This is a genomic window from Pseudomonas vlassakiae, assembly GCF_014269035.2.
Lineage (GTDB): Bacteria > Pseudomonadota > Gammaproteobacteria > Pseudomonadales > Pseudomonadaceae > Aquipseudomonas > Aquipseudomonas vlassakiae.
The window spans coordinates 168,310-192,621 of record NZ_JABWRP020000005.1; the positions used below are offsets into that span (position 1 = coordinate 168,310).

At 62.3% G+C, this 24,312-nt stretch carries 26 protein-coding genes and 1 tRNA gene; 23 read left to right on the forward strand and 4 right to left on the reverse strand.

The window, feature by feature from the left end:
* Positions 1-5: 5 nt before the first annotated feature.
* On the reverse strand, positions 6-1,721 hold the full coding sequence (locus HU738_RS08850; RefSeq protein WP_186603470.1) for a proline--tRNA ligase: 1,716 nt from the start codon (positions 1,719-1,721) through the stop codon (positions 6-8).
* Between the two features lie 160 nt (positions 1,722-1,881).
* Positions 1,882-3,171, reverse strand: coding sequence for an OprD family porin (locus tag HU738_RS08855; protein ID WP_176507799.1), 1,290 nt, complete (start codon positions 3,169-3,171; stop codon positions 1,882-1,884).
* Positions 3,172-3,911: 740 nt separating this feature from the next.
* On the opposite strand from HU738_RS08855, the gene HU738_RS08860 reads away from it, so the two are divergent.
* Positions 3,912-4,331: an HIT family protein gene (locus HU738_RS08860; protein ID WP_186603469.1), complete on the forward strand. Its 420-nt coding sequence runs from the start codon at positions 3,912-3,914 to the stop codon at positions 4,329-4,331.
* Between the two features lies 1 nt (position 4,332).
* Positions 4,333-4,539: a SlyX family protein gene (locus tag HU738_RS08865; RefSeq protein WP_186603468.1), complete on the forward strand. Its 207-nt coding sequence runs from the start codon at positions 4,333-4,335 to the stop codon at positions 4,537-4,539.
* Positions 4,540-4,578: 39 nt separating this feature from the next.
* Here the strand turns inward: HU738_RS08865 and HU738_RS26130 are convergent, their stop codons facing one another.
* Positions 4,579-5,172 carry a cold-shock protein gene (locus HU738_RS26130; RefSeq protein ID WP_176507801.1) on the reverse strand — a complete coding sequence of 198 codons (594 nt, stop codon included), beginning with the start codon at positions 5,170-5,172 and terminating at the stop codon, positions 4,579-4,581.
* A 277-nt stretch (positions 5,173-5,449) separates the two neighbouring features.
* On the opposite strand from HU738_RS26130, the gene HU738_RS08875 reads away from it, so the two are divergent.
* From HU738_RS08875 to HU738_RS08960, 18 genes are all read left to right on the forward strand, one after another.
* Positions 5,450-5,923: a Dps family protein gene (locus HU738_RS08875; RefSeq protein ID WP_103445281.1), complete on the forward strand. Its 474-nt coding sequence runs from the start codon at positions 5,450-5,452 to the stop codon at positions 5,921-5,923.
* Between the two features lie 149 nt (positions 5,924-6,072).
* Positions 6,073-6,399: a ribbon-helix-helix domain-containing protein gene (locus tag HU738_RS08880; RefSeq protein ID WP_176507802.1), complete on the forward strand. Its 327-nt coding sequence runs from the start codon at positions 6,073-6,075 to the stop codon at positions 6,397-6,399.
* 92 nt (positions 6,400-6,491) lie between these two features.
* Positions 6,492-6,713: an FmdB family zinc ribbon protein gene (locus tag HU738_RS08885; protein ID WP_043209521.1), complete on the forward strand. Its 222-nt coding sequence runs from the start codon at positions 6,492-6,494 to the stop codon at positions 6,711-6,713.
* Between the two features lie 94 nt (positions 6,714-6,807).
* The gene (aspS, locus tag HU738_RS08890; protein ID WP_176507803.1) at positions 6,808-8,583 is read left to right on the forward strand and encodes an aspartate--tRNA ligase; all 1,776 of its coding nucleotides are present in this window, start codon (positions 6,808-6,810) and stop codon (positions 8,581-8,583) included.
* A 109-nt stretch (positions 8,584-8,692) separates the two neighbouring features.
* Positions 8,693-9,439: a YebC/PmpR family DNA-binding transcriptional regulator gene (locus HU738_RS08895; RefSeq protein WP_176507804.1), complete on the forward strand. Its 747-nt coding sequence runs from the start codon at positions 8,693-8,695 to the stop codon at positions 9,437-9,439.
* 185 nt (positions 9,440-9,624) lie between these two features.
* Positions 9,625-10,149: a crossover junction endodeoxyribonuclease RuvC gene (gene ruvC / locus HU738_RS08900; RefSeq protein WP_054883402.1), complete on the forward strand. Its 525-nt coding sequence runs from the start codon at positions 9,625-9,627 to the stop codon at positions 10,147-10,149.
* A gap of 109 nt (positions 10,150-10,258) precedes the next feature.
* Positions 10,259-10,876: a Holliday junction branch migration protein RuvA gene (gene ruvA, locus HU738_RS08905; RefSeq protein ID WP_099814856.1), complete on the forward strand. Its 618-nt coding sequence runs from the start codon at positions 10,259-10,261 to the stop codon at positions 10,874-10,876.
* Positions 10,873-11,919, forward strand: coding sequence for a Holliday junction branch migration DNA helicase RuvB (gene ruvB, locus HU738_RS08910; RefSeq protein ID WP_176507805.1), 1,047 nt, complete (start codon positions 10,873-10,875; stop codon positions 11,917-11,919). The genes ruvA and ruvB overlap by 4 nt, the downstream gene beginning before the upstream one ends.
* Positions 11,920-12,043: 124 nt before the next feature.
* Complete coding sequence (ybgC, locus tag HU738_RS08915) at positions 12,044-12,496, forward strand: tol-pal system-associated acyl-CoA thioesterase (RefSeq protein ID WP_054883399.1); 453 nt, start codon at positions 12,044-12,046, stop codon at positions 12,494-12,496.
* A 2-nt stretch (positions 12,497-12,498) separates the two neighbouring features.
* Positions 12,499-13,194 (forward strand): protein TolQ, encoded by a 696-nt coding sequence (tolQ, locus tag HU738_RS08920; protein WP_027919953.1) that lies wholly within the window; start codon positions 12,499-12,501, stop codon positions 13,192-13,194.
* A 14-nt stretch (positions 13,195-13,208) separates the two neighbouring features.
* Positions 13,209-13,661 (forward strand): protein TolR, encoded by a 453-nt coding sequence (tolR, locus tag HU738_RS08925; RefSeq protein WP_008090221.1) that lies wholly within the window; start codon positions 13,209-13,211, stop codon positions 13,659-13,661.
* The gene (gene tolA / locus HU738_RS08930) at positions 13,661-14,737 is read left to right on the forward strand and encodes a cell envelope integrity protein TolA (RefSeq protein WP_186603467.1); all 1,077 of its coding nucleotides are present in this window, start codon (positions 13,661-13,663) and stop codon (positions 14,735-14,737) included. Before tolR ends, tolA begins: the two co-directional genes overlap by 1 nt.
* 17 nt (positions 14,738-14,754) lie before the next feature.
* Positions 14,755-16,035: a Tol-Pal system beta propeller repeat protein TolB gene (tolB, locus tag HU738_RS08935; RefSeq protein WP_176507941.1), complete on the forward strand. Its 1,281-nt coding sequence runs from the start codon at positions 14,755-14,757 to the stop codon at positions 16,033-16,035.
* A gap of 54 nt (positions 16,036-16,089) precedes the next feature.
* Complete coding sequence (gene pal / locus HU738_RS08940; RefSeq protein WP_023381906.1) at positions 16,090-16,587, forward strand: peptidoglycan-associated lipoprotein Pal; 498 nt, start codon at positions 16,090-16,092, stop codon at positions 16,585-16,587.
* 6 nt (positions 16,588-16,593) lie between these two features.
* Positions 16,594-17,409: a tol-pal system protein YbgF gene (gene ybgF, locus HU738_RS08945; RefSeq protein ID WP_186603466.1), complete on the forward strand. Its 816-nt coding sequence runs from the start codon at positions 16,594-16,596 to the stop codon at positions 17,407-17,409.
* Positions 17,410-17,565: 156 nt separating this feature from the next.
* Positions 17,566-18,213, forward strand: coding sequence for a 7-carboxy-7-deazaguanine synthase QueE (gene queE / locus HU738_RS08950; RefSeq protein ID WP_186603465.1), 648 nt, complete (start codon positions 17,566-17,568; stop codon positions 18,211-18,213).
* Between the two features lie 16 nt (positions 18,214-18,229).
* Entirely contained in the window at positions 18,230-18,904 is a 675-nt protein-coding gene (gene queC / locus HU738_RS08955) for a 7-cyano-7-deazaguanine synthase QueC (RefSeq protein WP_176507809.1), read from the forward strand.
* Between the two features lie 61 nt (positions 18,905-18,965).
* Positions 18,966-19,041 (forward strand) — tRNA-Lys (locus HU738_RS08960).
* Between the two features lie 107 nt (positions 19,042-19,148).
* Here HU738_RS08960 and HU738_RS08965 read toward each other — a convergent pair.
* On the reverse strand, positions 19,149-19,337 hold the full coding sequence (locus HU738_RS08965; protein ID WP_099815429.1) for a bacteriocin: 189 nt from the start codon (positions 19,335-19,337) through the stop codon (positions 19,149-19,151).
* A gap of 261 nt (positions 19,338-19,598) precedes the next feature.
* Here HU738_RS08965 and HU738_RS08970 point away from each other — a divergent pair, with 261 nt between their 5' ends.
* From HU738_RS08970 to HU738_RS08980, 3 genes are read left to right on the forward strand one after another with little or no spacing between them, the layout of a single operon-like run.
* Positions 19,599-20,855, forward strand: a complete 1,257-nt coding sequence (locus tag HU738_RS08970) for an HlyD family secretion protein (protein WP_186603464.1) — start codon at positions 19,599-19,601, stop codon at positions 20,853-20,855.
* Positions 20,852-22,957: a peptidase domain-containing ABC transporter gene (locus tag HU738_RS08975; RefSeq protein WP_186603463.1), complete on the forward strand. Its 2,106-nt coding sequence runs from the start codon at positions 20,852-20,854 to the stop codon at positions 22,955-22,957. The genes HU738_RS08970 and HU738_RS08975 overlap by 4 nt, the downstream gene beginning before the upstream one ends.
* Positions 22,954-24,309 carry a TolC family protein gene (locus HU738_RS08980; RefSeq protein WP_176507812.1) on the forward strand — a complete coding sequence of 452 codons (1,356 nt, stop codon included), beginning with the start codon at positions 22,954-22,956 and terminating at the stop codon, positions 24,307-24,309. The genes HU738_RS08975 and HU738_RS08980 overlap by 4 nt, the downstream gene beginning before the upstream one ends.
* Positions 24,310-24,312 lie beyond the last annotated feature (3 nt).

The following is a 24,312-nucleotide window of genomic DNA, read 5'->3' on the forward strand; positions in this document are numbered from 1 at the left end:
GGTTATCAGCGGCGAACGCGGGCCTGCAGGAAGGTCAGCACTTCATTGAGCGGCAGCTGTTGGGCCTCCGACTCGGTGCGGTGCTTGTACTCCAGGTTGCCGTCGGCCAGGCCGCGATCGCTGACGACGATGCGGTGCGGAATGCCGATCAGCTCCATGTCGGCGAACTTGATGCCGGGGCTGGTCTTCTTGTCGCGGTCGTCCAGCAGCACCTCGTAGCCGGCTGCAGTCAGTTCGGCGTACAGCTTGTCGGTTGCCTCGCGGACTACCTCGGTTTCGTAACGCAGGGGTACCAGGGCGATCTGGAACGGTGCCAGGGCGTCGTTCCAGATGATGCCTTTGTCGTCGTAGCTCTGCTCGATGGCGGCGGCGACCACGCGGGACACGCCAATGCCGTAGCAGCCCATGGACAGGGTCACCGGCTTGCCGTTTTCACCCAGCACCTGGCACTTGAGCGCCTCGCTGTACTTGGTGCCGAGCTGGAAGATATGGCCCACTTCGATGCCGCGCTTGATGACCAGGGTGCCCTGGCCGTCCGGGCTTGGGTCACCTTCGACGACATTGCGCAGGTCGGCGACTTGTGGAACCGGCAGGTCACGCTCCCAGTTCACCCCGAAGTAGTGCTTGTCGTCGATGTTGGCGCCGATGGCAAAGTCGCTCATCAGGGCGACCGAGCGGTCGATCACGATTTCCAGCGGCAGGTTCAGCGGGCCGAGCGAACCGGCGCCGGCACCGATGGCCTCGCGCAGTTCGGCGTCGGTGGCCATGACCAGCGGGTCGGCAACCTGTTCCAGCTTGGCGGCCTTGATTTCGTTGAGCTCGTGGTCGCCGCGGACGATCAGGGCGACCAGCTTGCCTTCCTCGGCGCCGCGCACGATCAGGGTCTTGACGGTTTTTTCGATCGGCAGGCCGTGGTTTTCCACCAGCTGGGCAATGGTCTTGGCATCCGGGGTATCGACCAGGCGCAGCTCCTCGGCAGGCGCAGGGCGCACGGTTTCACGCGGGATGGCCTCGGCCTTCTCGATGTTGGCGGCGTAATCGGAGCTGTCGCTGAAGATCACGTCGTCCTCGCCCGACTCGGCCAGGACGTGGAATTCGTGGGAGTAGCTGCCACCGATGGAGCCGGTGTCGGCCTGCACCGGGCGGAAGTCCAGGCCCAGACGGGTGAAGACGTTGGTGTACGCCTGGTGCATGCGGTCGTAGGTTTCCTGCAGGGAAGCCTGGTCGGCATGGAAGGAGTAGGCATCCTTCATGATGAATTCGCGGCCGCGCATCAGGCCGAAGCGTGGGCGAATCTCGTCACGGAACTTGGTCTGGATCTGGTACAGGTTGAGCGGCAGCTGTTTATAGCTGGACAGCTCGTTGCGGGCCAGGTCGGTAATCACTTCTTCGTGGGTCGGGCCGACGCAGAACTCGCGCTGATGGCGGTCCTTCAGGCGCAGCAGCTCAGGACCGTACTGTTCCCAGCGGCCGGATTCCTGCCACAGTTCGGCAGGCTGGATGCTGGGCATCAACACTTCCAGGGCGCCGGCGGCGTTCATTTCCTCGCGCACAACGTTTTCGACCTTGCGCATCACCCGCAGGCCCATCGGCAGCCAGGTGTACAGGCCGGAAGCCAGTTTGCGGATCATGCCGGCACGCAGCATGAGCTGATGGCTGATGACCACTGCGTCGGCAGGGGTTTCTTTCTGGGTGGCGAGCAAATATTGACTGGTGCGCATGGTTAGCCGTGTCGATTGCCTAAGACGTTGAAATAGCCCCGCATTGTACGGGGGCGAAACGAAGGCGTACAGAATGCCCCAGGGCGTGGCAGTTGTCAGCCAAGAAAAAGCCCGGCAAGTGTGCCGGGCTTTTTCAGGTGCGGGGCACTATAAGCCAGGCTTACAGGATGCTCAGCGGGTACTCGACGATCAGGCGCAGTTCGTCGATCGAGCTCGAACCGTAGTAGACGCCATCGCTGGAGCGGTAGGTGGCCTGACGAACGCGGAAGCTCAGGTCTTTGGCCGGGCCTTCCTGCAGGACGTACTTGACGTCTACGTCGCGTTCCCATTCCTTGCCATTGCTGGTGGAACCGGTGTTGGCATCGCTACCACGCACGTAACGGGTCATGAAGGTCAGGCCTGGAACGCCGTATTCGGCGAAGTTCAGGTCGTAGCGAGCCTGCCAGGATTTCTCGTCTTCGGCGTTGAAGTCGGAACGGGCAACGGAGTTGGCCAGGAAGATGGTACCGCCACCGTCCACGCCGTAGCCGTAGTCGCCGTCACCATGGACCTTCTGGTAGGCCAGGGTGAAGGTGTGAGCGCCGATGTTGTAAGCGCCCGACAGGCTGTAGGCCTGGTTGTCGAGCTTGGTCACGTCATCTTTCTCGGCGCGCTGCAGGCCTCGGCCATCGCTCTTGGTGTCATAGATGTTGAAGTCGAACACCAGACCTTGTTTGTCCGAGAGCGGCAGCGCCCAGTTCAGGTTGGCGTAGTACTTGCGCCAGTAGTCTTCGACCTTGGAGTAGTACAGGCTGGTAGACAGGTTGTCGGTGAAGGCGTAGGTGCCACCGAAAACGTCGGCCTGCTTCAGGTGCAGGCTGTCGTGGAAGGTCTGGGACTGGGCATTCAGCGCGGTGAAGTGACCGGCGTTGAGGGTCAGGCCCTTGATTTCGTTGCTGGTGATCAGCGCGCCTTGGGCCACTTCTGGCAGCAGGCGGCTGTCATCGGTCGCGAGCACTGGCAGGGCAGTGAACTGGTCGCCGACTTTCAGCACGGTATCGGAGACGCGCAGTTTGACCGCGCCGCCGCCTTCGGAGAACTCGTCCTGCGCACGGCCGTCGGCATCAGTCGGGAACTGGCCGGTGCTGTGGCGGCCTTTGCCGCTGTCCAGTTTCACGCCGAGCATGCCGATGGCATCGACGCCCACGCCGATCACGCCTTGGGTGAAGCCCGACTCATAAGTGCCGAGGAAGCCGAGGCCGGTTTCTTCAACACGGCTCTGACGCAAGCCGGTACGAGGGTTACGCTCGTTGTTACGGAAGTCACGGCTGAAGTACAGCATGCGAGTCTTGACGTTCAGCTTGCTGTCTTCGAGGAAACCCTTGGACTCATCCTGGGACGAGGCCACTGCCATCTGTGAGGTCCCTGCCGCAACGGCCAGGGCGATCATGCTCCACTTCATCACGCGCATCGTGATTTGCTCCTTTGGTTTTTAGGAAGAGTACCGCTGCGTCCAAGTCTTTTAGTTATATGGAACAGCTCTTTCTTGTTATGTCGGCGGAAATGTATAGCACGCTGACTGTTCTTGGCGATATGGCAAAATTCATCCTTTCGGGAACTTTATGGCCATGTCGCTTTCAGGTATTTCCATGTCGCAAATCACGCCCCGTTTAACCGGTTCGTACAACGCCAGCGCTGTTCCATCGCCGTAAGAATTCTGTAACTACAGACTCTGGCTGGGAAACTCCCTGGTGTGCCCAATCTCGCTGTTGTTATTTGTCGCGTCACCTGGTCAATGCAGGTGTCGTGCCGACTTGGCGTGGAGAGAATGCAACAAGCATGCTCAAAATTAACAACGGTTCATGAAATTTTCACAGAACCGGCCGCCAGAGGTCGGAAAGTGCCGCAATTACGGGGCGGGCGTTGTCTGATGGTGTGCCGGTTTCATTCGGCAGGTCGAAAGAAAAAGCTGCCTTAAAAGTCAATGTGTTACCGCCCACTGTTGATCCTGAGTGGTTAATGTGGGTAGAAGCGTAGTGGCGCACACTTTGCTGGCCTCATTTTGGTGCGAAAAGTAGCGCTGTGTTACCGCGGTTGTGCAATTCGTGAAGACTCATGGGCTTAAAGCGTGCATTCACGCGTCTGGCAACATGCTCGAACGGGGCGAAGCAGCGTATCCTTGGCGCACAGGGTTTTGTTTGGAGATTGATCGTGTTTGATATGGATTCGCGTTTGCAGCAGGATTGCCTGGTGCTGGGTGACTTTCCGCTGTGCCGCCTGCTGCTGAGCAAAGATGCCAATTACCCGTGGTTCATTCTGGTGCCCAGGCGTGAGGGTGTGAGCGAGTTGTTCGATCTCGGTCACGAAGACCAGGCGCAGCTGTGGAAAGAAACCACCTACCTGGCCGAAACGCTCAAGCATGCGTTCGCGGCTGACAAGATGAACGTTGCCACCTTGGGTAACGTGGTCAGCCAGATGCACATGCATGTGATCGTTCGCCGTCATGACGATCCAGCCTGGCCTGCGCCGGTGTGGGGCAAGGTCCCGGCCGTTGGGTATGCACCGGAGCAGGTGGACACCATTCGTCAGCGTCTGCGTGCGCTGCTGACCCATGATTATCGGGAGGTCTGACATGTCGGCGGAGTTGCGCATCATCGAGCTGGAAACCCGTCAGGCGTTCCAGGACGACACGATCCAGGCGCTGAATGATGTGGTGGTCGAGCAGGGGCGGGTCATCGAGCGTCTGCAACTGCAGATGGCCGAGCTGATCAAGCGGTATGAAGAAATGGTCGGGCAGGTTGGCAGTGAGGGGGAAGAGGCGCCGCCACCTCATTATTGATGAGTGGCCGCCCTGGGCTTGCCCCAGGGCGGTGCGGGCTCAGCGGCGGTTCACCGCGACCACGTCTTCGGCCTGCAGGCCTTTGTCGCGGTGCATCACCGAGAACTCCACGCGCTGGCCTTCGACCAGGATGCGGTGACCTTCGCCGCGGATCGCGCGGAAGTGCACGAAGATGTCGTCGCCCGAGTCGCGGGAAATGAACCCGAAGCCTTTGGAAGTGTTGAACCACTTAACGGTGCCGGTATCACGCTTGCCGGCTTCCAGTGGCGCACCTTGGCTGGCACGTGCTTTCTTGCTGCTGCGGGCGAAGCCGGCCACCAGGTGCATGGCGACAGCCAGCGCGGCGCAGACCAGCGCCGCCAGGTTGCCCATTTCCGGGCGCGCGAGCAGGGTCAGGGTCTGCAGGACCACGGCCACCACCAGCAGGGCGCAGGCCAGGTATTGCAGCTGTTGCCGCGCACCGCGGTAATACAGTGGCACGACCGGGGCCAGCAGCAGGTTGAGCAGGCCCAGCAGGGTCAGATAGACCGCGTCGGGTTGCTGCAGGAAGGGTATTGCGTCGGGTTTGAGGCTGGGTATGAGCGATAGCAGCAAAGCCGCAACGCCCGTCACCAGATGGACGATCTTGAACATGGGTTGGCTCACAGTTGATAAGGCCGATCACAGGAAGAGCTGGCGGCACGGTGCGCATGAGGTGTAAAGCGCGAACACGTGGAGGCCAGCCTATGCACCCGGCAATGACAGTCCGCACGGGTGGCACCGTGCCTATTTAACAGCAAAGGCGGGGGCTTCTCAAACCGCAGCCGGCAAGCACCGATGGTTTGCCCTGTGTCATGGTCGCCTTGCGCCAGGCATTGATACAGTGTGTAGTACCTGCTTGATCATCAAGCCTTATGGAAAGGGGAACTTCATGGCAATCGATATCGGTATCAGTGAAGAAGATCGCAAGTCCATCGTCGAAGGGCTTTCCCGCCTGTTGTCGGATACCTATGTGCTGTATCTGAAAACCCATAACTTCCACTGGAACGTCACCGGCCCATCGTTCCGCACCCTGCACCTGATGTTCGAAGAGCAGTACAACGAACTGGCGCTGGCGGTCGACTCGATCGCCGAGCGGATCCGTGCACTGGGCTTCCCGGCGCCAGGTTCGTACGCCTTCTACGCACGGCACTCCTCGATCAAGGAGGAGGAGGGTGTGCCGCCTGCCGATGAAATGATCCGTCAGTTGGTGCAGGGGCAAGAGGCTGTGGTGCGCACTGCACGCAGCATTTTCCCGGTGGTGGACAAAGTCAGCGATGAACCCACCGCTGACCTGCTGACCCAGCGCATGCAGGTGCATGAAAAGACCGCCTGGATGCTGCGGGTGCTGCTCGACGGTAAATAAACGGCAAATTGTGTAGGACCTGTCAGAAAGCCCGGCTGAATCCATTCCAGCCGGGCTTTTTCGCTTGTGCGGGAAGGTTTTGCCGCTGCTTTGGGCGTCTCGCTCTGCGCTTCATTGAGCCCCAGTTGACGAACTGAGGAGGTGGCGCGATGCAAGCAATCAAGCGTGCGGTGAAGTTGGGGCATTGGCCTGGCAAGCAGTGCATCGACCCGTTCAAGGCCGATTTCGACATGTTGCAGACGCAGCCGGTATCGCGTTCGGTGCGGTTGAACGGTTTTTCCACGTGCCTGCGCCTGGAGGCGGTGTATTGGGGTATCCTCGAGCAGATCGCCGCGGCGAACCAGTGCTCGGTCAGCGCCGTGCTGTCCTATGTCGACCGTGAAGTGCACCTGCGTCAGGGTGGGGTGCGCAACTTCAGCGGGCTGATCCGGGTGATTTGTGTCGCCTGGTTGCGTGATCCGCCGAGTGCACGCTGATCGCCCGCCGGGCTGCGCAGTGTCGGTTAACCATATATAATCCCGCTTTTTGCTGCCCCGGCAGCCAGCGTTGTGGTTGACGAGAGACGTTCATGCCCCTTTATGACTATCAATGTGCTTCCTGCGATCACCGGATGGAGGTGCTGCAGAAGATCAGCGCCGCGCCGCTGACCGACTGCCCGGCCTGTCAGGCGCCGGCATTGAAGAAACTGCTGTCGGTCCCTGGCTTCCGCCTGAGTGGCAACGGCTGGTACGAAACCGACTTCAAGACCGGGGCAAAAAAGAACCTGGCAGGCGGCGACAAGGCCGACTGAGTTGAATTGCAGTAGCCGGGTCTTGCAGTATTAGCCCTCCGGGCGGCCAAGGCCTCCAACGAATACACGAATCACGAGAAGCGAAACCACCATCATGATGCGCAGCCATTATTGCGGCCAACTGAACGAGAGCCTGGACGGCCAGGAAGTCACCCTTTGCGGCTGGGTCCATCGTCGCCGGGACCACGGCGGGGTGATCTTCCTCGACATCCGTGACCGCGAAGGCATGGCCCAGGTCGTGTTCGACCCGGATCGCGCCGAAACCTTCGCCGCCGCCGACCGCGTGCGCAGCGAGTACGTCGTGCAGATCACCGGCAAGGTGCGCAAGCGCCCGGAAGGCGCAGTGAACGCCAACATGGCGTCCGGTGCGATCGAGATCCTCGGCTACCAGCTGAACGTGCTCAACGAAGCGGAAACGCCGCCGTTCCCGCTGAACGAATACTCCGACGTCGGCGAGGAAACCCGCCTGCGCTACCGCTTCATCGACCTGCGTCGCCCGGAAATGGCCGACAAGCTGCGCCTGCGTTCGCGCATCACCAGCAGCATCCGTCGGTTCCTCGATGAAAACGGCTTCCTCGACGTCGAAACCCCGATCCTCACCCGTGCCACGCCAGAAGGCGCACGTGACTACCTGGTGCCGAGCCGCACCCATGCAGGCAGCTTCTTTGCCTTGCCGCAGTCGCCTCAGCTGTTCAAGCAGCTGCTGATGGTTGCCGGTTTCGACCGCTACTACCAGATCGCCAAATGCTTCCGCGACGAAGACCTGCGTGCTGACCGCCAGCCGGAATTCACCCAGATCGACATCGAGACCAGCTTCCTCGACGAAGCCGAGATCATGGGCCTCACCGAAAGCATGATCCGCAAGCTGTTCAAGGAAGTGCTGGATCTGGAGTTCGGCGAATTCCCGCACATGACCTTCGAAGAGGCCATGCGCCGCTACGGTTCCGACAAGCCTGACCTGCGCATCCCGCTGGAGCTGGTCGACGTCGCCGACCAGCTGAAGGATGTCGAGTTCAAGGTCTTCGCCGGCCCGGCCAACGATCCGAAGTGCCGCGTCACCGCACTGCGCCTGCCAGGCGGCGCCAGCATGCCGCGCAGCAAGATCGACGAGTACACCAAGTTCGTCGGCATCTACGGTGCCAAGGGCCTGGCCTACATCAAGGTCAACGAGCGCGCCAAGGGCGTCGAAGGCCTGCAGTCGCCGATCGTCAAGAACATCCCTGAGGCCAACCTCAACAACATCCTCGACCGCGTTGGCGCCGTCGACGGTGACATCGTGTTCTTCGGTGCCGACAAGTTCAAGGTCGTCAGCGAAGCCCTGGGCGCGCTGCGTATCCGCCTGGGTCACGATTTCGAGCTGCTGACCTGCGAGTGGGCGCCGATGTGGGTCGTCGACTTCCCGATGTTCGAAGAGAACGAAGACGGCAGCTTCACCGCGCTGCACCACCCGTTCACCGCGCCGAAGTGCACTCCGGAAGAGCTCGAGGCCAACCCGGCCACCGCGCTGTCCCGCGCCTACGACATGGTGCTGAACGGTACCGAGCTCGGTGGCGGTTCGATCCGTATCCACCGCAAGGAGATGCAGCAAGCGGTGTTCCGCCTGCTGGGCATCGAAGCTGCGGAACAGGAAGAGAAGTTCGGCTTCCTGCTCGACGCCCTGAAGTTCGGTGCGCCACCTCACGGCGGCCTGGCCTTTGGCCTGGACCGTCTGGTCATGCTGATGACCGGCGCCCAGTCGATCCGTGAAGTGATCGCCTTCCCGAAAACCCAGAGCGCCGCGTGCGTCATGACCCAGGCGCCTGGCATGGTCGACGCCAAGGCCCTGCGCGAGCTGCACATCCGTCTGCGCGAGCAGACCAAGGTCGAGTAATCGGCCCCGGGCGCATCCCGGCGGGTGCGCCCCGGCGCTTCGGCGCAGTATTCCCACGTTCCGCCCTTCGGGGCGGAACCTGTTTCTGTTTCAAGGATTCGGAGTCGTTATGGCTGGTCATTCCAAGTGGGCGAACATCAAGCACCGCAAAGAGCGCCAGGATGCCAAGAGAGGCAAGATCTTCACCAAGTGGATCCGTGAGCTGACCGTCGCTGCCAAGCAAGGCGGTGCCGACCCAGGCTCCAACCCGCGGTTGCGCCTGGCGTTGGACAAGGCGCTGGGCGCCAACATGAGCCGCGACATCATCGATCGCGCCGTGGCCCGGGGTGCCGGCACCAACGAAAGCGACAACGTCGAAGAGCTCAGCTACGAAGGGTACGGCCCGGGTGGCGTGGCGATCATGGTCGAGGCCATGACCGACAACCGCAACCGGACTGCTGCCGCCGTGCGCCATGCCTTCACCAAGTGTGGCGGCAACCTCGGCACCGACGGCTCGGTCGCCTACCTGTTCGAGCGCAAGGGCCAGATCAGCTTCGCTGCGGGCATCGACGAAGATGCCCTGATGGAAGCCGCAATGGAGGCCGATGCCGACGACGTGGTGGCCCACGACGACGGATCGTTCGACGTTTTCACCTCGTTCAATAGCTTCTATGCCGTGCGTAACGCGCTGGAAGAGGCGGGCTTCAAGGCTGCCGACGCGGAAATCGTCATGCAGCCGACCACCAGCGCGGAACTGGACCAGGAGGGCGCCGAGAAAGTGCTCAAGCTGATCGACATGCTCGAGGACCTGGATGACGTGCAGAACGTCTACTCCAATGCGCAGATCTCTGACGAGATCATGGAAAAACTCGGCTAAGGTGTTCTGGCGATCAGTGCCGGCGCTTTGAATTTGTCGGTGTCTGTACCGGCCCTTTCGTGGGTAAACCCGCTCCTGCAACGACTGCGCTCAATCCGAGGTTGGTGCAGTAGCTGCAGGAGCGGGTTTACCCGCGAAAGGGCCGGTACAGTTTGCACACATGCATGCTTTTAAAAACGGGCCCTATGACTCTGATTCTTGGTATCGACCCCGGCTCGCGCATCACCGGCTATGGTGTGGTCCGCCAGACCGCCCGTGGTTGCGAGTACGTGGCGTCGGGCTGCATCCGCACCGGCAGCGGCGAGTTGCCTGAGCGGTTGCAGATTGTCTTTCGCGGCGTCAGCGAGATCATCGCCCAGCACGGCCCGGTGACCATGGGCATCGAACGGGTGTTCATGGCACGCAACGCCGATTCGGCGCTCAAGCTGGGCCAGGCTCGCGGCGCGGCCATCGTTGCTGCCATCGAGGCCGGGCTGGAGATCGCCGAATACAGCGCCAGCCAGGTCAAGCAGGCAGTCGCTGGCAGCGGCGGGGCCAATAAAGAACAGGTGATGTTGATGGTCATGCATCTGCTCAAGCTGACCCAAAAGCCACAGATCGATGCTTCGGATGCCTTGGCCATCGCGATGTGCCATGCCCATACCCGCTCCAGCCTGGTGCCCCACGGCCTGGCCACGGCGCGGCGGCGAGGCGGGCGCTTGCGTCTGTAAGCGCTTCATGCGCTGATACACATTTTGTCCGGGTGAACCATTCTCCCGGTGCATTTGCTGATAGGGTTGAGCGGTCTTCGACCGGCTCCCCGAGAGGAAGGATCGGAACGTGATTGGACGTTTGCGCGGCACCCTGGCGGAAAAACAGCCGCCGCACCTGATTATCGACGTCAACGGCGTAGGCTACGAGCTGGAAGTGCCGATGACCACCCTGTACCGTCTGCCGAAGGTTGGCGAGTCGGTGACCGTGCATACCCACCTGGTGGTGCGTGAAGACGCCCACCTGCTGTACGGCTTTGCCGAAAAGCGCGAGCGCGAGCTGTTCCGTGAGCTGATTCGCCTCAATGGTGTGGGCCCAAAGCTGGCGCTGGCGCTGATGTCTGGCCTGGAAGTGGACGAGCTGGTGCGCTGCGTGCAGGCTCAGGATGCTGCGGTGCTGGTGCGCGTGCCAGGCGTTGGCAAGAAGACCGCCGAGCGCCTGCTGGTCGAACTGAAGGACCGCTTCAAGGCCTGGGAAACCTCACCGGCCATGTTCACCCTGGTCTCTGATGGCCCACTGCCGCTGGCCAGCGAGTCTTCCGCCGAGGCCGATGCGGTCAGCGCCCTGGTGTCTCTGGGCTACAAGCCGCAGGAAGCGAGCAAGGCCATCGCCGCGATCAAGGACAAGGCCGGCCTGAGCAGCGAGGAACTCATTCGTCGCAGCCTTAAAGGGATGATTGCCAAGTGATCGAAGCCGACCGTCTGATCGCCGCCAGTGGCCGCGACCGTGAAGAAGTCCAGGACCGTGCGATCCGCCCGTTGCGCCTGGACGAGTACATCGGCCAGCCGGTGGTGCGCGAGCAGATGGCGCTGTTCATCCAGGCGGCCCGTGGGCGCGGCGAATCGCTCGACCATACGCTGATCTTCGGCCCGCCCGGGCTGGGCAAGACCACCCTGGCCAATATCATCGCCCAGGAGATGGGGGTATCGGTCAAGAGCACCTCGGGGCCGATCCTCGAGCGGCCGGGTGACCTGGCGGCGATGCTGACCAACCTCGAACCGCACGACGTGCTGTTCATCGATGAAATCCACCGCCTGTCACCGGTGGTCGAGGAAGTGCTGTACCCGGCGATGGAAGACTTCCAGCTGGACATCATGATCGGCGAAGGCCCTGCGGCCCGGTCGATCAAGCTCGACCTGCCGCCGTTTACCCTGGTTGGCGCGACCACCCGGGCCGGGATGCTGACCAACCCGTTGCGTGACCGCTTCGGTATCGTCCAGCGCCTTGAGTTCTACAGCGACAAGGACCTGGCGACCATCGTCAGCCGTTCGGCCAACATCCTTGGCCTGGCCATCGAGGACCACGGCGCCTATGAGATCGCCCGGCGTGCCCGTGGCACGCCACGTATCGCCAACCGTTTGTTGCGCCGGGTGCGCGATTACGCCGAGGTGCGCGGCAAGGGCCAGATCACCAAGGCCGTGGCCGACATGGCGCTGAACCTGCTGGACGTCGATGAGCGGGGTTTCGACCATTCCGACCGCCGCCTGCTGCTGACCATGATCGAGAAGTTCGACGGTGGTCCGGTGGGTGTGGACAACCTGGCTGCGGCCATCAGCGAGGAGCGGCATACCATCGAGGATGTGCTCGAGCCTTACCTGATCCAGCAGGGGTATATCATGCGCACCCCGCGCGGTCGCGTGGTAACCCGGCATGCCTACCTGCACTTTGGCTTGAATGTGCCTGGCAGCCTCGGCGGGCAATCCGAATTTTCCGAGCCAGGCGATGAATGACCGATCAAAACCTGCTTTTCGTGGTCCTACCGCTGGCATGCCGATGGTGCGCTGGCAATTCGACATTAATGATCAAAAACAGTTGCCGCGGCGGATTGGCAAGCTGAGGAGTAAGCACTAGAGTATGCGCGCGCAAAATGGCCTGGAACCGTTCGCACACCGTTGTCGCGTCTATTACGAAGATACCGATGCCGGTGGCGTGGTGTATTACGTCAATTACCTGAAATTCATGGAGCGCGCGCGCACCGAGCGCCTGCGGCATCTGGGCTTTTCCCAGGCGCAGTTGGCCGAGGACAACCTGCTGTTCGTGGTTCATTCCAGCGAAGCCCGCTATCACGCGCCGGCACGCCTGGATGACGAGCTGAGGGTCACCGCGCAAGTACTTGAACTCAATCGCGCCAGCCTGCGCTTCGTGCAGCAGGTCTGGCGGGAAAAGGATGAAACGCTGCTCTGCGAAGGGCAGTTCCTGGTGGCCGCCGTGCGCGCCGACACTTTCAAACCCCGAGCCATACCCCCAGAGCTGCGCGACGCCTTTGTGGCGGACGGCTCGGGTAATCAATCGAACGCAGGAGAATAAGCGTGGAAGCTAACGTCGTCGACCATACCTCCATGTGGAGTCTGGTCAGCAATGCCAGCGTGGTGGTACAGCTGGTAATGCTGACCCTGGTGGCCGCCTCGGTCACCTCATGGATCATGATCTTCCAGCGCAGCACCATGCTGCGCGCCGGTCGCCGTGCGCTGGATGCCTTCGAGGAGCGCTTCTGGTCGGGTATCGACCTGTCCAAGCTGTATCGTCAGGCAGGCAGCAACCCGGACCCGGACTCCGGCGTGGAGCAGGTCTTCCGTGCCGGCTTCAAGGAGTTCTCGCGCCTGCGCCAGCAGCCGGGCGTTGACCCGGACGCGGTCATGGAGGGCGTGGCGCGTGCCATGCGCGTGGCCATCTCGCGTGAAGAAGAAAAACTCGAGCAGAGCCTGCCGTTCCTCGCCACCGTAGGTTCGACCAGCCCGTACATCGGCCTGTTCGGTACCGTGTGGGGCATCATGAACTCGTTCCGCGGCCTGGCCAGTGCCCAGCAGGCCACCCTGGCCACTGTTGCCCCGGGTATCGCCGAAGCGCTGGTCGCCACCGCGATCGGCCTGTTCGCGGCCATTCCTGCGGTGATCGCCTACAACCGTTTCGCGGCGCGCAGCGAAGTGCTGATCGGCCGTTACTACACCTTCGCCGACGAGTTCCAGGCGATCCTGCACCGCAAAGTGCACACCAGCGAAGAGTAATCAGGTAGAAGCCCATGGCCCGAGTTCGCCACAAACGCAAGCCCGTCGCCGAGATGAACGTGGTGCCCTACATCGACGTGATGCTGGTGCTGCTGGTCATCTTCATGGTGACGGCGCCCATGCTCAACCAGGGCGTGAAGGTCGACCTGCCCAAGGTTTCCAGCGAAGCCTTGCCGCAGGACAACAACGTCCAGATCCTCACCATCTCCATCAAGGCCGACAAGACCTACTACTGGAACCTCGGCAGCGAAGTCGATACCGACAAGCAGATGGACAAGGCCATGACCTTGCCGGACATGACCAGCGCAGTGACCAAGATCATTGCCGCCGGTCGCGATCAGGGCAAGCAGACCCAGGTCTTCATTCGAGGCGACAAGGCTGTCGACTACGGCGCCGTCATGGGCGCCATGGGCGGGTTGCAGAAGGCCGGTGTCGGTAACGTTGGCCTGATTACCGAGGCGCCCTGATGCAACAGCGAGAGCCATCCGCCTCGGAAAGCTACTTCTGGCCCAGTGTCTGGGCCATCGGCCTGCATGTGCTGGTGTTCGCCCTGCTGTTCGTCAGCTTTGCCATGACGCCTGAACTGCCGCCTTCCAAGCCGATCGTTCAGGCTACCCTGTATCAGCTCAAGTCCAAGAGTCAGGCAACTACCCAGACCAATCAGAAGATTGCCGGGGAGGCGAAGAAAACCGCCTCGCGCCAGACCGAAGTCGAGCAGCTGGAGCAGAAGAAGGTCGAGCAGGAGGCCATCAAGGCCGCGGAACAAAAGAAAGCCGACGCCGCTCAAAAGGCTGAAGAAGCACGCGAGGCCGCCGAAGCCAAGAAGGCCGAGGAGGCTGCAAAGGCTGCCGAAGCCAAGAAAGCCGCCGAGTCCAAGAAAGCCGAAGAGGCGAAGAAGGCCGCTGAGAAGCAGCAGGCTGACATCGCCAAGAAAAAGGCCGAGGAAGAGGCGAAGAAGCAGGCCGAGGAAGAAGCCAAGAAAAAGGCAGCCGAGGAGGCCAAGAAGCAGGCCGCCGAGGAGGCGAAGAAGAAAGCAGCCGAGGACGCCAAGAAGAAAGCGGCGGCCGAGGAAGCGAAGAAAAAGGCAGTTGAAGAGGCCAAGAAGAAGGCCGCTGCAGATGCGCAGAAGAAGAAAGCACAGGAAGCGGCCCGCAAGTCGGCGGAAGACAAGAAAGCTCAGGCACTGGCCGAGCTGTTGTCCGACACCACCGAGCGGCAGCAGGCCCTGGCTGACGAGCAGGGTGACCAGGTGGCCGGCGATTTCGACGACCTGATCCGCATGCGCGCGGCCGAGGGCTGGGCACGTCCGCCTTCCGCGCGTAAGGGCATGACGGTGACCCTGCAGGTCAACATGTTGCCGGACGGCACCGTCACCGGTGTCAGCGTGATCAAGTCCAGCGGCGATGGGCCGTTCGACAGTTCGGCGGTGGCGGCAGTGAAGAACATCGGTCGCTTGACCGAGATGCAGGGTATGAAGCCGAGCGATTTCAATCGTTATCGTTCGTTCAAGATGACATTTACACCTGAGGATCTAGCGTTGTGATTAAACTCCTTCGAGGAATGCTGGTCATGCTCTGCTGCGTGGCTGGCATGGCCATGGCAGAGGAAAAGAACATCCTGGTCACCAGCGGCAGCGATCGGGCCACGCCCATCGCGGTAGTGCCGTTCGGTCTGCAGGGTGGCAGTGTGCTGCCGGAAGACATCGCCGACATCATTGGCAACGACCTGCGCAACTCGGGCTACTACTCGCCGATTCCGCGTCAGAACATGATCAGCCAGCCTACCCAGGCCAGCGAAGTCATCTTCCGCGACTGGAAAGCGCTGGGTGCCCAGTACGTGATGGTTGGCAGCATCGTGCCTTCGGGCGGTCGCCTGCAGGTGCAGTACGCGCTGTTCAACGTCGCCACCGAGCAGCAAGTGCTGACCGGTAGCGTGGCAGGCAGCACCGACCAGCTGCGCGACATGGCGCACTACATTGCCGACCAGTCGTTCGAAAAGCTCACCGGCATCAAGGGGGCATTCTCCACCCGCATGCTGTACGTGACGGCCGAGCGCTTTTCCACCAACAATACCCGCTACACCCTGCAGCGTTCGGACTACGACGGCGCCCGTGCCGTAACCCTGCTGCAGTCGCGTGAACCGATCCTGTCGCCACGCTTCGCGCCGGATGGCAAGCGTATCGCCTATGTGTCGTTCGAGCAGAAGCGCCCGCGGATTTTCGTGCAGAACATCGATACCGGTCGCCGCGAGCAGGTGACCAACTTCGAAGGCCTGAACGGTGCACCTGCCTGGTCGCCTGATGGTTCGCGCCTGGCGTTCGTGCTGTCCAAGGACGGCAACCCGGACATCTACGTGATGAACGTGGCCTCGCGCCAGATCAGCCGTGTGACCGCCGGCCCAGGCATCAACACCGAACCGTTCTGGGGTAAGGATGGCAACACCCTGTACTTCACCTCCGACCGCGGTGGCAAGCCACAGATCTACAAGCAATCGGTCAGCGGTGGTGGTGCCGAGCGTGTGACGTTCGTGGGCAACTACAACGCCAACCCGAAACTGTCGGCGGACGAAAAGACCCTGGTGATGATCCATCGTCAGCAAGGCTTCACCAACTTCAAGGTGGCGGCACAGGACTTGCAGCGCGGAAGTGTAAAGATTCTCTCGGAAACAAGTCTTGATGAGTCGCCCACTGTTGCGCCTAACGGCACCATGCTAATCTACGCCACCCGCCAGCAGGGCCGGGGAGTCTTGATGCTCGTGTCGCTTAACGGCCGTGTGAGGCTCCCACTTCCTACCGCTCAAGGCGAAGTCAGAGAACCGTCCTGGTCCCCTTACCTGAACTGATGCGGCGTAATACGTTTTTGCTTAACACACTGGGGTTTCATTAGGAGTTTCACGATGGAAATGCTGAAGTTTGGTAAATTTGCTGCGCTGGCTCTGGCCATGGCCGTAGCTGTAGGTTGCTCCTCGAAAGGCGGTGACAACGCTGGTGAAGGCGCTGTTGACCCGAACGCTGGCTACGGTGCCAACACTGGCGCAGTTGACGGCTCCCTGAGCGAAGAAGCTGCCCTGCGCGCAATCACCACCTTCTACTTCGAATACGACAGCTCGGACCTGAAGCCAGAAGCCATGCGCGCTCTGGACGTTCACGCCAAGGACCTGAAAGCCAACGGCAACCGCGTTGTCCTGGAAGGCAACACCGACGAGCGCGGCACCCGCGAGTACAACATGGCTCTGGGTGAGCGTCGTGCGAAAGCCGTTCAGCGCTACCTGGTTCTGCAGGGTGTTTCCCCTGCTCAGCTGGAACTGGTTTCCTACGGCGAAGAGCGTCCAGTTGCCACCGGCAACGACGAGCAGTCCTGGGCTCAGAACCGTCGCGTAGAACTGCGTAAGTAAGTTCTTATGCGTATGTGCCGTCGTGCTGTAACCGTCCTCGCACTCAGCCTTCCGCTCTCGGCGTGGGCTGCGGTTCCTGTAGTTGATGACAACGGGGGTGCTTACCCACCTTCCGGTTATGGCACGAGCGGCGCCTATGCCGGCGCAGGGGCTTCGGCCCCTGCTTCGGCACAGGGCCAGCTGTTCATGCAGCTGCAACAGATGCAGGATCAACTTTCCCGCCAGCAAGGCATCATCGAAGAGCTGCAGAACGATGTGTCGCGCATGAAGCAGGAAAACCTGGAGCGTTACCAGGACCTTGATCGTCGCATCAACAGTGGTGCCGCGCCTGCCGCGACCCCCGACAATTCCTCCACCGGTGGTGCATCCAATGCCGCCGCCGGTGCCGCAGCAGGCGCCGCTGGCGCTGCTGCACAACCACCGGCCGCCAGCAGCGAGCCCGGTGATCCGGCGAAAGAAAAGCTCTATTACGACGCCGCTTTCGACCAGATCAAGCAGAAGGACTTCGACAAGGCCAGCCAGGCGTTCAACGCCTTCCTGCGCAAGTACCCGAACAGCCAGTACGCCGGCAACGCCCAGTACTGGCTGGGTGAGGTGAACCTGGCCAAGGGCGACCTGCCTGCGGCCAGCCAGGCGTTCGCCCAGGTCAGCCAGAAGTACCCCAAGCACAGCAAGGTGCCAGATTCGCTGTACAAGCTGGCTGACGTCGAGCGCCGCATGGGCCACACCGACAAGGTCAAGGGCATCCTGCAACAGGTCATCACCCAGTACCCCGGCACCTCCGCCGCGCAACTGGCGCAACGCGACCTGCAGAAGCTCTAAGTTGCACCCTTGCAAGAAACCCGCGCCTGTCGCGGGTTTTTTCGTTAGAATCACTGCCCTTTTATAAACACGCTGTAGCGGATAACGCCATGTCGAGTCCGCGACAGTGCCTGACGGAGGCGGACAGCCTGTTTAGCTGTCACGCCCGTGGCGAGCATGCAAGACACATTACGCATCACCGAAGTCTTTTACTCTTTGCAGGGTGAAACACGAACGGCTGGGCTGCCCACGGTATTCGTGCGCCTGACCGGTTGCCCCCTGCGCTGCCAGTATTGCGACAGTGCCTACGCCTTCACTGGCGGCACCATTCGCACCCTCGATTCGATCCTTGAGCAGGTGGCCGGCTTCAAGCCGCGTTACGTCTGCGTCACTGGCGGCGAGCCGTTGGCCCAGCCGAACGCCTTGCCGCTGCTGCAGCGCCTGTGCGATGCCGGCTACGAAGTGTCGCTGGAGACCAGCGGCGCCCTCGATATCTCGGGCACCGATGTGCGCGTCAGCCGCGTGGTCGACCTAAAGACCCCAGGGTCGGAAGAGTCGCACCGCAACCGCTACGAGAACATCGAGCAGCTGACCCGCAACGACCAGGTCAAGTTCGTCATCTGTTCCCGCGAGGACTACGACTGGGCAGTGTCCAAGCTGATCCAGTACAACCTGGCCGAACGTGCGGGCGAGGTATTGTTCTCGCCCAGCTATCACCAGGTGAGCGCGACCGACCTGGCCGACTGGATCGTCGCCGACAACCTGCCCGTGCGTTTCCAGATGCAGCTGCACAAGCTGCTGTGGAACGACGAACCTGGACGTTGATTGAGGAATGAAACAGATGACTGATAAACGCGCTGTAATCCTGCTGTCAGGCGGCCTCGATTCGGCCACGGTCGTGGCCATGGCCAAGGCCGAAGGCTACAGCTGCTACACCATGAGCTTCGACTACGGCCAGCGCCATCGCGCCGAACTGAACGCCGCCGCCCGCGTCGCCCGTGACCTGGGCGTGGTCGAACACAAGGTCATTGGCCTCAACCTCGATGGTATCGGTGGCTCGGCCCTGACCGACAGCAGCATCGATGTGCCGGAGACTCCGGGCGAGGGTATTCCCGTCACCTACGTGCCGGCCCGCAACACCGTGTTCCTGTCGCTGGCACTGGGGTGGGCGGAAGTGCTGGAAGCGCGTGACATCTTTATCGGCGTCAACGCAGTGGACTACTCCGGCTACCCGGACTGCCGCCCCGAGTTCGTCGAGGCGTTCGAGCGCATGGCCAACCTGGCCACCAAGGCAGGTGTCGAAGGGCAGGGCTTCCGCATCCAGGCGCCGCTGCAGAACATGAGCAAGGCGCAGATTGTGCAGGCGGGTATCGCCCGTGGCGTGGACTACAGCCTGACGGTGTCCTGCTACCAGGCCAATGATGAAGGCCAGGCCTGTGGCAAATGCGACAGCTGCCGCCTGCGTGCTGACGGTTTCAAGGCGGCGGGCGTAGCAGATCCAACCCGCTACTTCTGACAAAAGGTTGGCACGGGTATTGATTTCCCGTTAGAAATCAGTATTATACGCGCCAACCAGCGGGTCGTTAGCTCAGTTGGTAGAGCAGTTGGCTTTTAACCAATTGGTCGTAGGTTCGAATCCTACACGACCCACCATATGCAGTAGCACAAAGCCCGCAACCAGCAATGGTCGCGGGCTTTGTCGTTCCGGGCCTTGAAGAACGGCAGAGGCCCACATCCTCAAAGGCTGTGGGCCTGGCCAATCAGCACAGCTTCAGTTCGAAGAAGTTGTACTTGCCGCCGTTACTGCCCCAGCTCACATGCAAGATCGAGCCTTGGCCATAGTTAACGACGCTGGCATCGGCGTGGTAGCCAAAAGCTGAAATGCCACCACTGACCTGTTCCAGTTCGTCATCGTCGAGTGTGCGCAGGTTTTCAAGTTCGGTATTCACGGATGAGTCCTCTTCAAGTTGTGTTGTTCCGTCACCGGCAAAGCGTTTACCGGACCTGGCAAATCATGTGAAGGGCCTGCCGCTTGAAGCAATAGCACGGGTGACCTAGTGTCCTAGTGCCACAATGTGATGCCGTTCTCGCTGCGTCGCGCACTAGTGCATCTGTACTAGTGCCCGTTGTGACTGGCTTGATTAGTCTGGCCTGGCCCGAAGCCGGACTTGCTGCGGGCGATTTCGCAACTGCCAGTAGTAGGCCAGGGAATGCTATTTCGTAAGGAAGCACTGCAATCAGGGGCACGCAACGACCTGGGCAGCGTGATATTGGTATCGCCACCCTCCTTGCGCATCGCCAGCGCCTGTGCGCTGCTGTTCTGCATCGCCGTAAGCCTGTTCATCACCTTTGCCAGCTACACGCGGCGTGAAGCCGTGAGCGGCGTGCTGGTGCCCGAAGCCGGGGTGGTCAAGGTCTTCGCCCCGCAGATTGGGGTGGTGCAAGACCTTCAGATCAGCGATGGCGAGCACGTCAAGGCGGGGCAGGTCCTGTTGACCCTGGCCAGTGACACCCGCAACGGTGAGGCAGCTGCCAACCAGGATGCCATCAGCCGCCTGCTTGCCCGGCGCAACAACAGCCTGGCCGACGAGATTGACGAAACCCGCGTGCTTCATCAGCAAGAACGTGAGGGCAAGACCCGTCGCCTCGGCATGCTGGAAGGTGAACAGGAAAAAGTCGCCGCGCAGATTGCCCTGACTCGCCAGCGCCTGGCGCTGGCCCAGGGAATCGCCGAACGCTACGCCGAGCTGCAACGTCAGGACTTCGTTTCCCGTGACTTGCTCCAGGCCCGTCAGGATGCCGTGCTGGAAATGCGCCTGCGCGCCGAAGAACTGAACCGCTCGCTGCTGGCACTGCGCAACGAAAGCGCCGCGTTGCGCGCCGAACTTGCCGAGTTGCCTTACCAGCAGACCAAGCAGATGGCGGAGCTGCAGCGCCGGTTGCTGGAGAGCCAGAGCAGCCTGCTGGAAAGCGAGGTCAAGCGCCAGGTGACGATCACCGCCCCGGTGACCGGGGAGGTGGCGGCGCTAGGCGTGGTCAACGGGGCGCGCGCCGATACCGGTCGCCCGCTGCTTAGCCTGGTACCGCAGGACAGCCGTCTTTATGCGGAACTCCATGTGCCCAGCCGCTCGGCCGGCTTCGTGCGGCCAGGGAATACGGTGCTGCTGCGCTACCAGGCCTTCCCCTACCAGCATTTTGGCCTGGCCCGCGGTACCGTGGCCTCGGTTTCCCGCAGCGCCATGCCGGCTGACGAGGTCATGAGCGTTGGCGTGCCCTCCGAGGCGCTGCGCGAACAAGGGCCGCTGTATCGGGTCAAGGTCACGCTGGAGCGACAAAGCCTGTTCGCCCGCGGCGTTGAAGAACCCCTGCGCTCCGGCATGCAGCTGGACGCGGACATCATGCTGGAGGAGTTGCCGCTCTACGAATGGCTGCTCGAGCCCCTGCGCGGCATAGGAAAACGCTTGTGAGCCTTTACCAATCCCTGAGCTTTGGCATCGGCCGCAAGCTGCCTGTGATGCTGCAGGTCGAAGCTGCCGAATGTGGCCAGGCCTGCCTGGCGATGGTTGCCGCCTATCACGGCCAGGTGCACGACATGCAGGGCCTGCGCCAGAAGCTCGCGCCTTCCATGAAGGGGGCCACGCTCAAGCAACTGATGGCCATGGCCGGCCACTTGGGGCTGGCCACGCGACCGCTGCGCCTGGAGCTGGAGGCACTGCCGCAATTGCGTCTTCCGTGCATACTGCACTGGGAGTTCAATCACTTCGTGGTGCTCAAGGAGGTCGGCCCGCGGGGCGTGGTCATCCATGACCCGGCGCACGGGGTGCGCAAGCTTGGCCTCGAAGAGGTCTCCAGGGCCTTCACTGGCGTCGCCCTGGAGCTATGGCCTCACAGCGATTTCCAGCCAGGCGTGGCGAAGACGCGGCTGTCCCTGCGGCGCTTGCTGGGCAAGGTCGAGGGATTTGGCGGCGTATTCGCCCAGGTACTGGCGCTGGGCCTGGCGTTGGAGCTGTGTATGGTGCTGGCGCCGTTCTTCATGCAGACGGTGATCGACAAAGTGCTGGTCAGCGCCGATCGCGACCTGCTGGCGGTGCTGGCTATCGGCTTCGGCCTGATGCTGCTGGCCCAGCAGGTGCTGTCGCTGGGGCGTTCGTGGGCCTTGATGTACCTGGGTACGCTGCTTGGCAGCCAGTGGCAGATCAATGTCTTCAACCATCTGGTACGCCTACCGGTGGCGTTCTTCGAGCGGCGCCATCTGGGCGATATCATTTCTCGCTTCGGTTCGCTCAAGGCGATCCAGCGCACCCTCACCACCTCGTTCATCGAAGCCCTGCTCGATGGCCTGATGACCGTGGTCACGCTAGCCCTGATGTTTCTCTACAGCCCGCCATTGGCGTTCATTGCGGTGTTTGCCATGGTGCTCTACGGGTTGGCGCGCTGGGCCTGGTTCGGGCCGCTGCGACGGGCCAGCGAAGATGAACTGGTGCATGCAGCCAGGCAGCAGAGCCATTTTCTCGAAACCATGCGCGGCGTGCGCACGCTGAAGCTGTTCGCTCATCAGGAGCAGCGCGCGACGACCTGGAGTGGCCTGCTGATCGACGAGATCAATGCCGGTTTGCGGCCGCAGAAGCTGCAACTGCTGTACCGCGCCTTCAACGGTTTGCTGTTCGGCCTGGTGACCCTGCTGGTGATCTGGCTGGGCGCCCGGCAGGTGATGGACGGTGCGCTCAGCGCCGGCATGCTGATCGCCTTCAGTGCCTACAAGGACCAGTTCAACAGCCGCGTGTCCGGGCTGATCGACAAGCTGGTCGACGTGGTGATGCTGCGCCTGCAGGGTGAGCGCCTGTCGGACATTGTGCTGGAGGCCGCCGAACCGCAGTCTCCGCCATTGCCGGAGGCAGACGCAGGGCCGGTGCCGCGCCTGGAAGTGCGTCGGCTGAGGTTCCGCTATAACGCCTACGAGCCGTGGGTGTTGGACGGTGTTTCGCTGGTCATCGAACCGGGTGAGTCGCTGGCCATCGTCGGTCCTTCAGGTTGCGGCAAAAGTACCCTGTTGAACGTGATGCTGGGCATCCTCGTGCCGGTGGAAGGGCAGGTACTGCTCGATGGCGAGCCCATCGACGCCCGCTCGATAGGCCGGCTGCGCCGGATCAGCGCCACGGTGCTGCAGGACGACGTGCTGTTCGCTGGCTCGATCGCCGACAACATCAGCTTCTTCGCCACCGACGCCGACCCGGCCTGGATCGAACAGTGTGCACGCCTGGCTGCCGTGCATGACGACATCGCGCGTATGCCGATGGCCTACAACACGCTGGTCGGCGACATGGGCGCAGTGCTTTCCGGCGGGCAGAAGCAGCGTATCCTGCTGGCCCGCGCACTGTACCGGCGCCCGAAGCTGCTGTTCCTCGACGAAGCCACCAGCCACCTGGACATCCAGCGCGAGGCGGCAGTCAACCAGGCGCTGGAAGCGCTGCACATAACCCGCGTGATCGTCGCCCATCGGCCGGATACCATCCGCTCGGCCCAGCGGGTGGTGGCGCTGCTCGACGGGCGGCTGACGAGCGCATCATGAAGCGCCGCGCAATGCTGGCCATGCTGCTTTGTCTGTGCGGCCTTCAGGGCCAGGCCGCGCAGCCCCTGCAAGCCTGCCCCGGGCCATGGCCTGCCGACCAGCCGCTGTCGTTGTCCCGCGCCGTGGCCATGGCCTTGTGCGCCGACCCCGAGCTGCAGGCTGCCTGGCGTACGGAGTTGAGCAACCAGGCCAGCATGGAGGCCGAACGCTCGGCCTACTGGCCGACCTTGCAGGGGCAGGCGAACACTGGCCGGGCCAACCGCAAGACGCGCTATGACGGTTTTCCCGAAGCCAACACCAGCCTCGACGCCCGAACCAGCGGCTATGGGCTGAGCCTCAACTGGGTGCTGTACGACTTCGGCCTGCGCGACGCCAGGGTTGAAAGCGCCCGCCAGTTGCTCAATGCGGCCAGCAGCAGTCGGGTGGAAAAGATCCAGCAGGTGGTACTCGGCACCAGCAAGGCGTTCTACCAGGTGCAGGCCAGCACCGCCTTGCTCGAGGCCCGGCGCAGCATCGAGGCGCTGGCGGCCGACAGCTTGCGCGTGACCACCGCCAAGCACCAGGCCGGGGCAGGGGAGCGCGCTGATCGCTTGCAGGCACAGACCACCTTCGAGCAGGCGCAGTTGGAGCGGGTGTTGGCCGAAGGTGACCTGGCCATTGCCCACGGTGCGCTGGCCAGCGCCTTGAACCTGTCGCCTTCCGCGCCGCTGCGCCTGGAAGCACTGGACGAGCCGCAAGGCCAGGAAGCGCGCTTCATGCAAAGTGTCGATGCGTTGATGGAACAGGCCCGGCAGACCCACCCGTCGGTGGACAGCGCTCGCGCCCAATGGGCCTCCAGCCTGGCCAAGGCCGAAGCGGAGCGGGCCCAGGGGCGGCCGACGATCTCGCTGTACAGCGACTACCGGCATGAGGATACGCCGGTCGAACAGGTGGCCTCGCGGCAGCAGATCGAAACCTGGACCGTGGGCGTGCAGGTCAGCGTGCCGATCTTCGATGGCTTTCTGGCCCGCCGACGGGCGCGGGCGGCCGAAGCGGAAGCGGCGGCGCGGGAGCAGGACCTGTACGGTGCCCAGCGGGCCATCGCCCTGAGTGTCTGGCGCAGCCGCCAGTCCCTGGAGGCGCGTACCCAGGCGCTGGTCATCAGCCGTCGGCTGGTCGCCAGCGCCCGTCAGTCGCACCGGGTGGCGCTGGGGCGGTACAAGGCCGGCGTCGGCAGCATCATCGAGCTGCTGAATGCCCAGAACGATCTGGCCAACGCGCAGCAGCGGCGGGTCGCGTCGGTGGTCGACTGGTACACCGCGCGCCTGCAACTGGCTGCTGACCTCGGCCAGCTGGACGGCCGCGAGTACTGACGC

Coding starts and splice junctions, on each gene's coding strand:
- HU738_RS08850 (WP_186603470.1), bottom strand. CDS start 1,721: ATGCGCACCAGTCAATATTTGCTCGCCACCCAGAAAGAAACCCCTGCC.
- HU738_RS08855 (WP_176507799.1), bottom strand. CDS start 3,171: ATGCGCGTGATGAAGTGGAGCATGATCGCCCTGGCCGTTGCGGCAGGG.
- HU738_RS08865 (WP_186603468.1), top strand. CDS start 4,333: ATGTCGGCGGAGTTGCGCATCATCGAGCTGGAAACCCGTCAGGCGTTC.
- HU738_RS26130 (WP_176507801.1), bottom strand. CDS start 5,172: ATGTTCAAGATCGTCCATCTGGTGACGGGCGTTGCGGCTTTGCTGCTA.
- HU738_RS08875 (WP_103445281.1), top strand. CDS start 5,450: ATGGCAATCGATATCGGTATCAGTGAAGAAGATCGCAAGTCCATCGTC.
- HU738_RS08880 (WP_176507802.1), top strand. CDS start 6,073: ATGCAAGCAATCAAGCGTGCGGTGAAGTTGGGGCATTGGCCTGGCAAG.
- HU738_RS08885 (WP_043209521.1), top strand. CDS start 6,492: ATGCCCCTTTATGACTATCAATGTGCTTCCTGCGATCACCGGATGGAG.
- aspS (WP_176507803.1), top strand. CDS start 6,808: ATGATGCGCAGCCATTATTGCGGCCAACTGAACGAGAGCCTGGACGGC.
- HU738_RS08895 (WP_176507804.1), top strand. CDS start 8,693: ATGGCTGGTCATTCCAAGTGGGCGAACATCAAGCACCGCAAAGAGCGC.
- ruvC (WP_054883402.1), top strand. CDS start 9,625: ATGACTCTGATTCTTGGTATCGACCCCGGCTCGCGCATCACCGGCTAT.
- ybgC (WP_054883399.1), top strand. CDS start 12,044: ATGCGCGCGCAAAATGGCCTGGAACCGTTCGCACACCGTTGTCGCGTC.
- tolR (WP_008090221.1), top strand. CDS start 13,209: ATGGCCCGAGTTCGCCACAAACGCAAGCCCGTCGCCGAGATGAACGTG.
- tolA (WP_186603467.1), top strand. CDS start 13,661: ATGCAACAGCGAGAGCCATCCGCCTCGGAAAGCTACTTCTGGCCCAGT.
- tolB (WP_176507941.1), top strand. CDS start 14,755: ATGCTGGTCATGCTCTGCTGCGTGGCTGGCATGGCCATGGCAGAGGAA.
- pal (WP_023381906.1), top strand. CDS start 16,090: ATGGAAATGCTGAAGTTTGGTAAATTTGCTGCGCTGGCTCTGGCCATG.
- ybgF (WP_186603466.1), top strand. CDS start 16,594: ATGCGTATGTGCCGTCGTGCTGTAACCGTCCTCGCACTCAGCCTTCCG.
- queE (WP_186603465.1), top strand. CDS start 17,566: ATGCAAGACACATTACGCATCACCGAAGTCTTTTACTCTTTGCAGGGT.
- queC (WP_176507809.1), top strand. CDS start 18,230: ATGACTGATAAACGCGCTGTAATCCTGCTGTCAGGCGGCCTCGATTCG.
- HU738_RS08970 (WP_186603464.1), top strand. CDS start 19,599: ATGCTATTTCGTAAGGAAGCACTGCAATCAGGGGCACGCAACGACCTG.
- HU738_RS08980 (WP_176507812.1), top strand. CDS start 22,954: ATGAAGCGCCGCGCAATGCTGGCCATGCTGCTTTGTCTGTGCGGCCTT.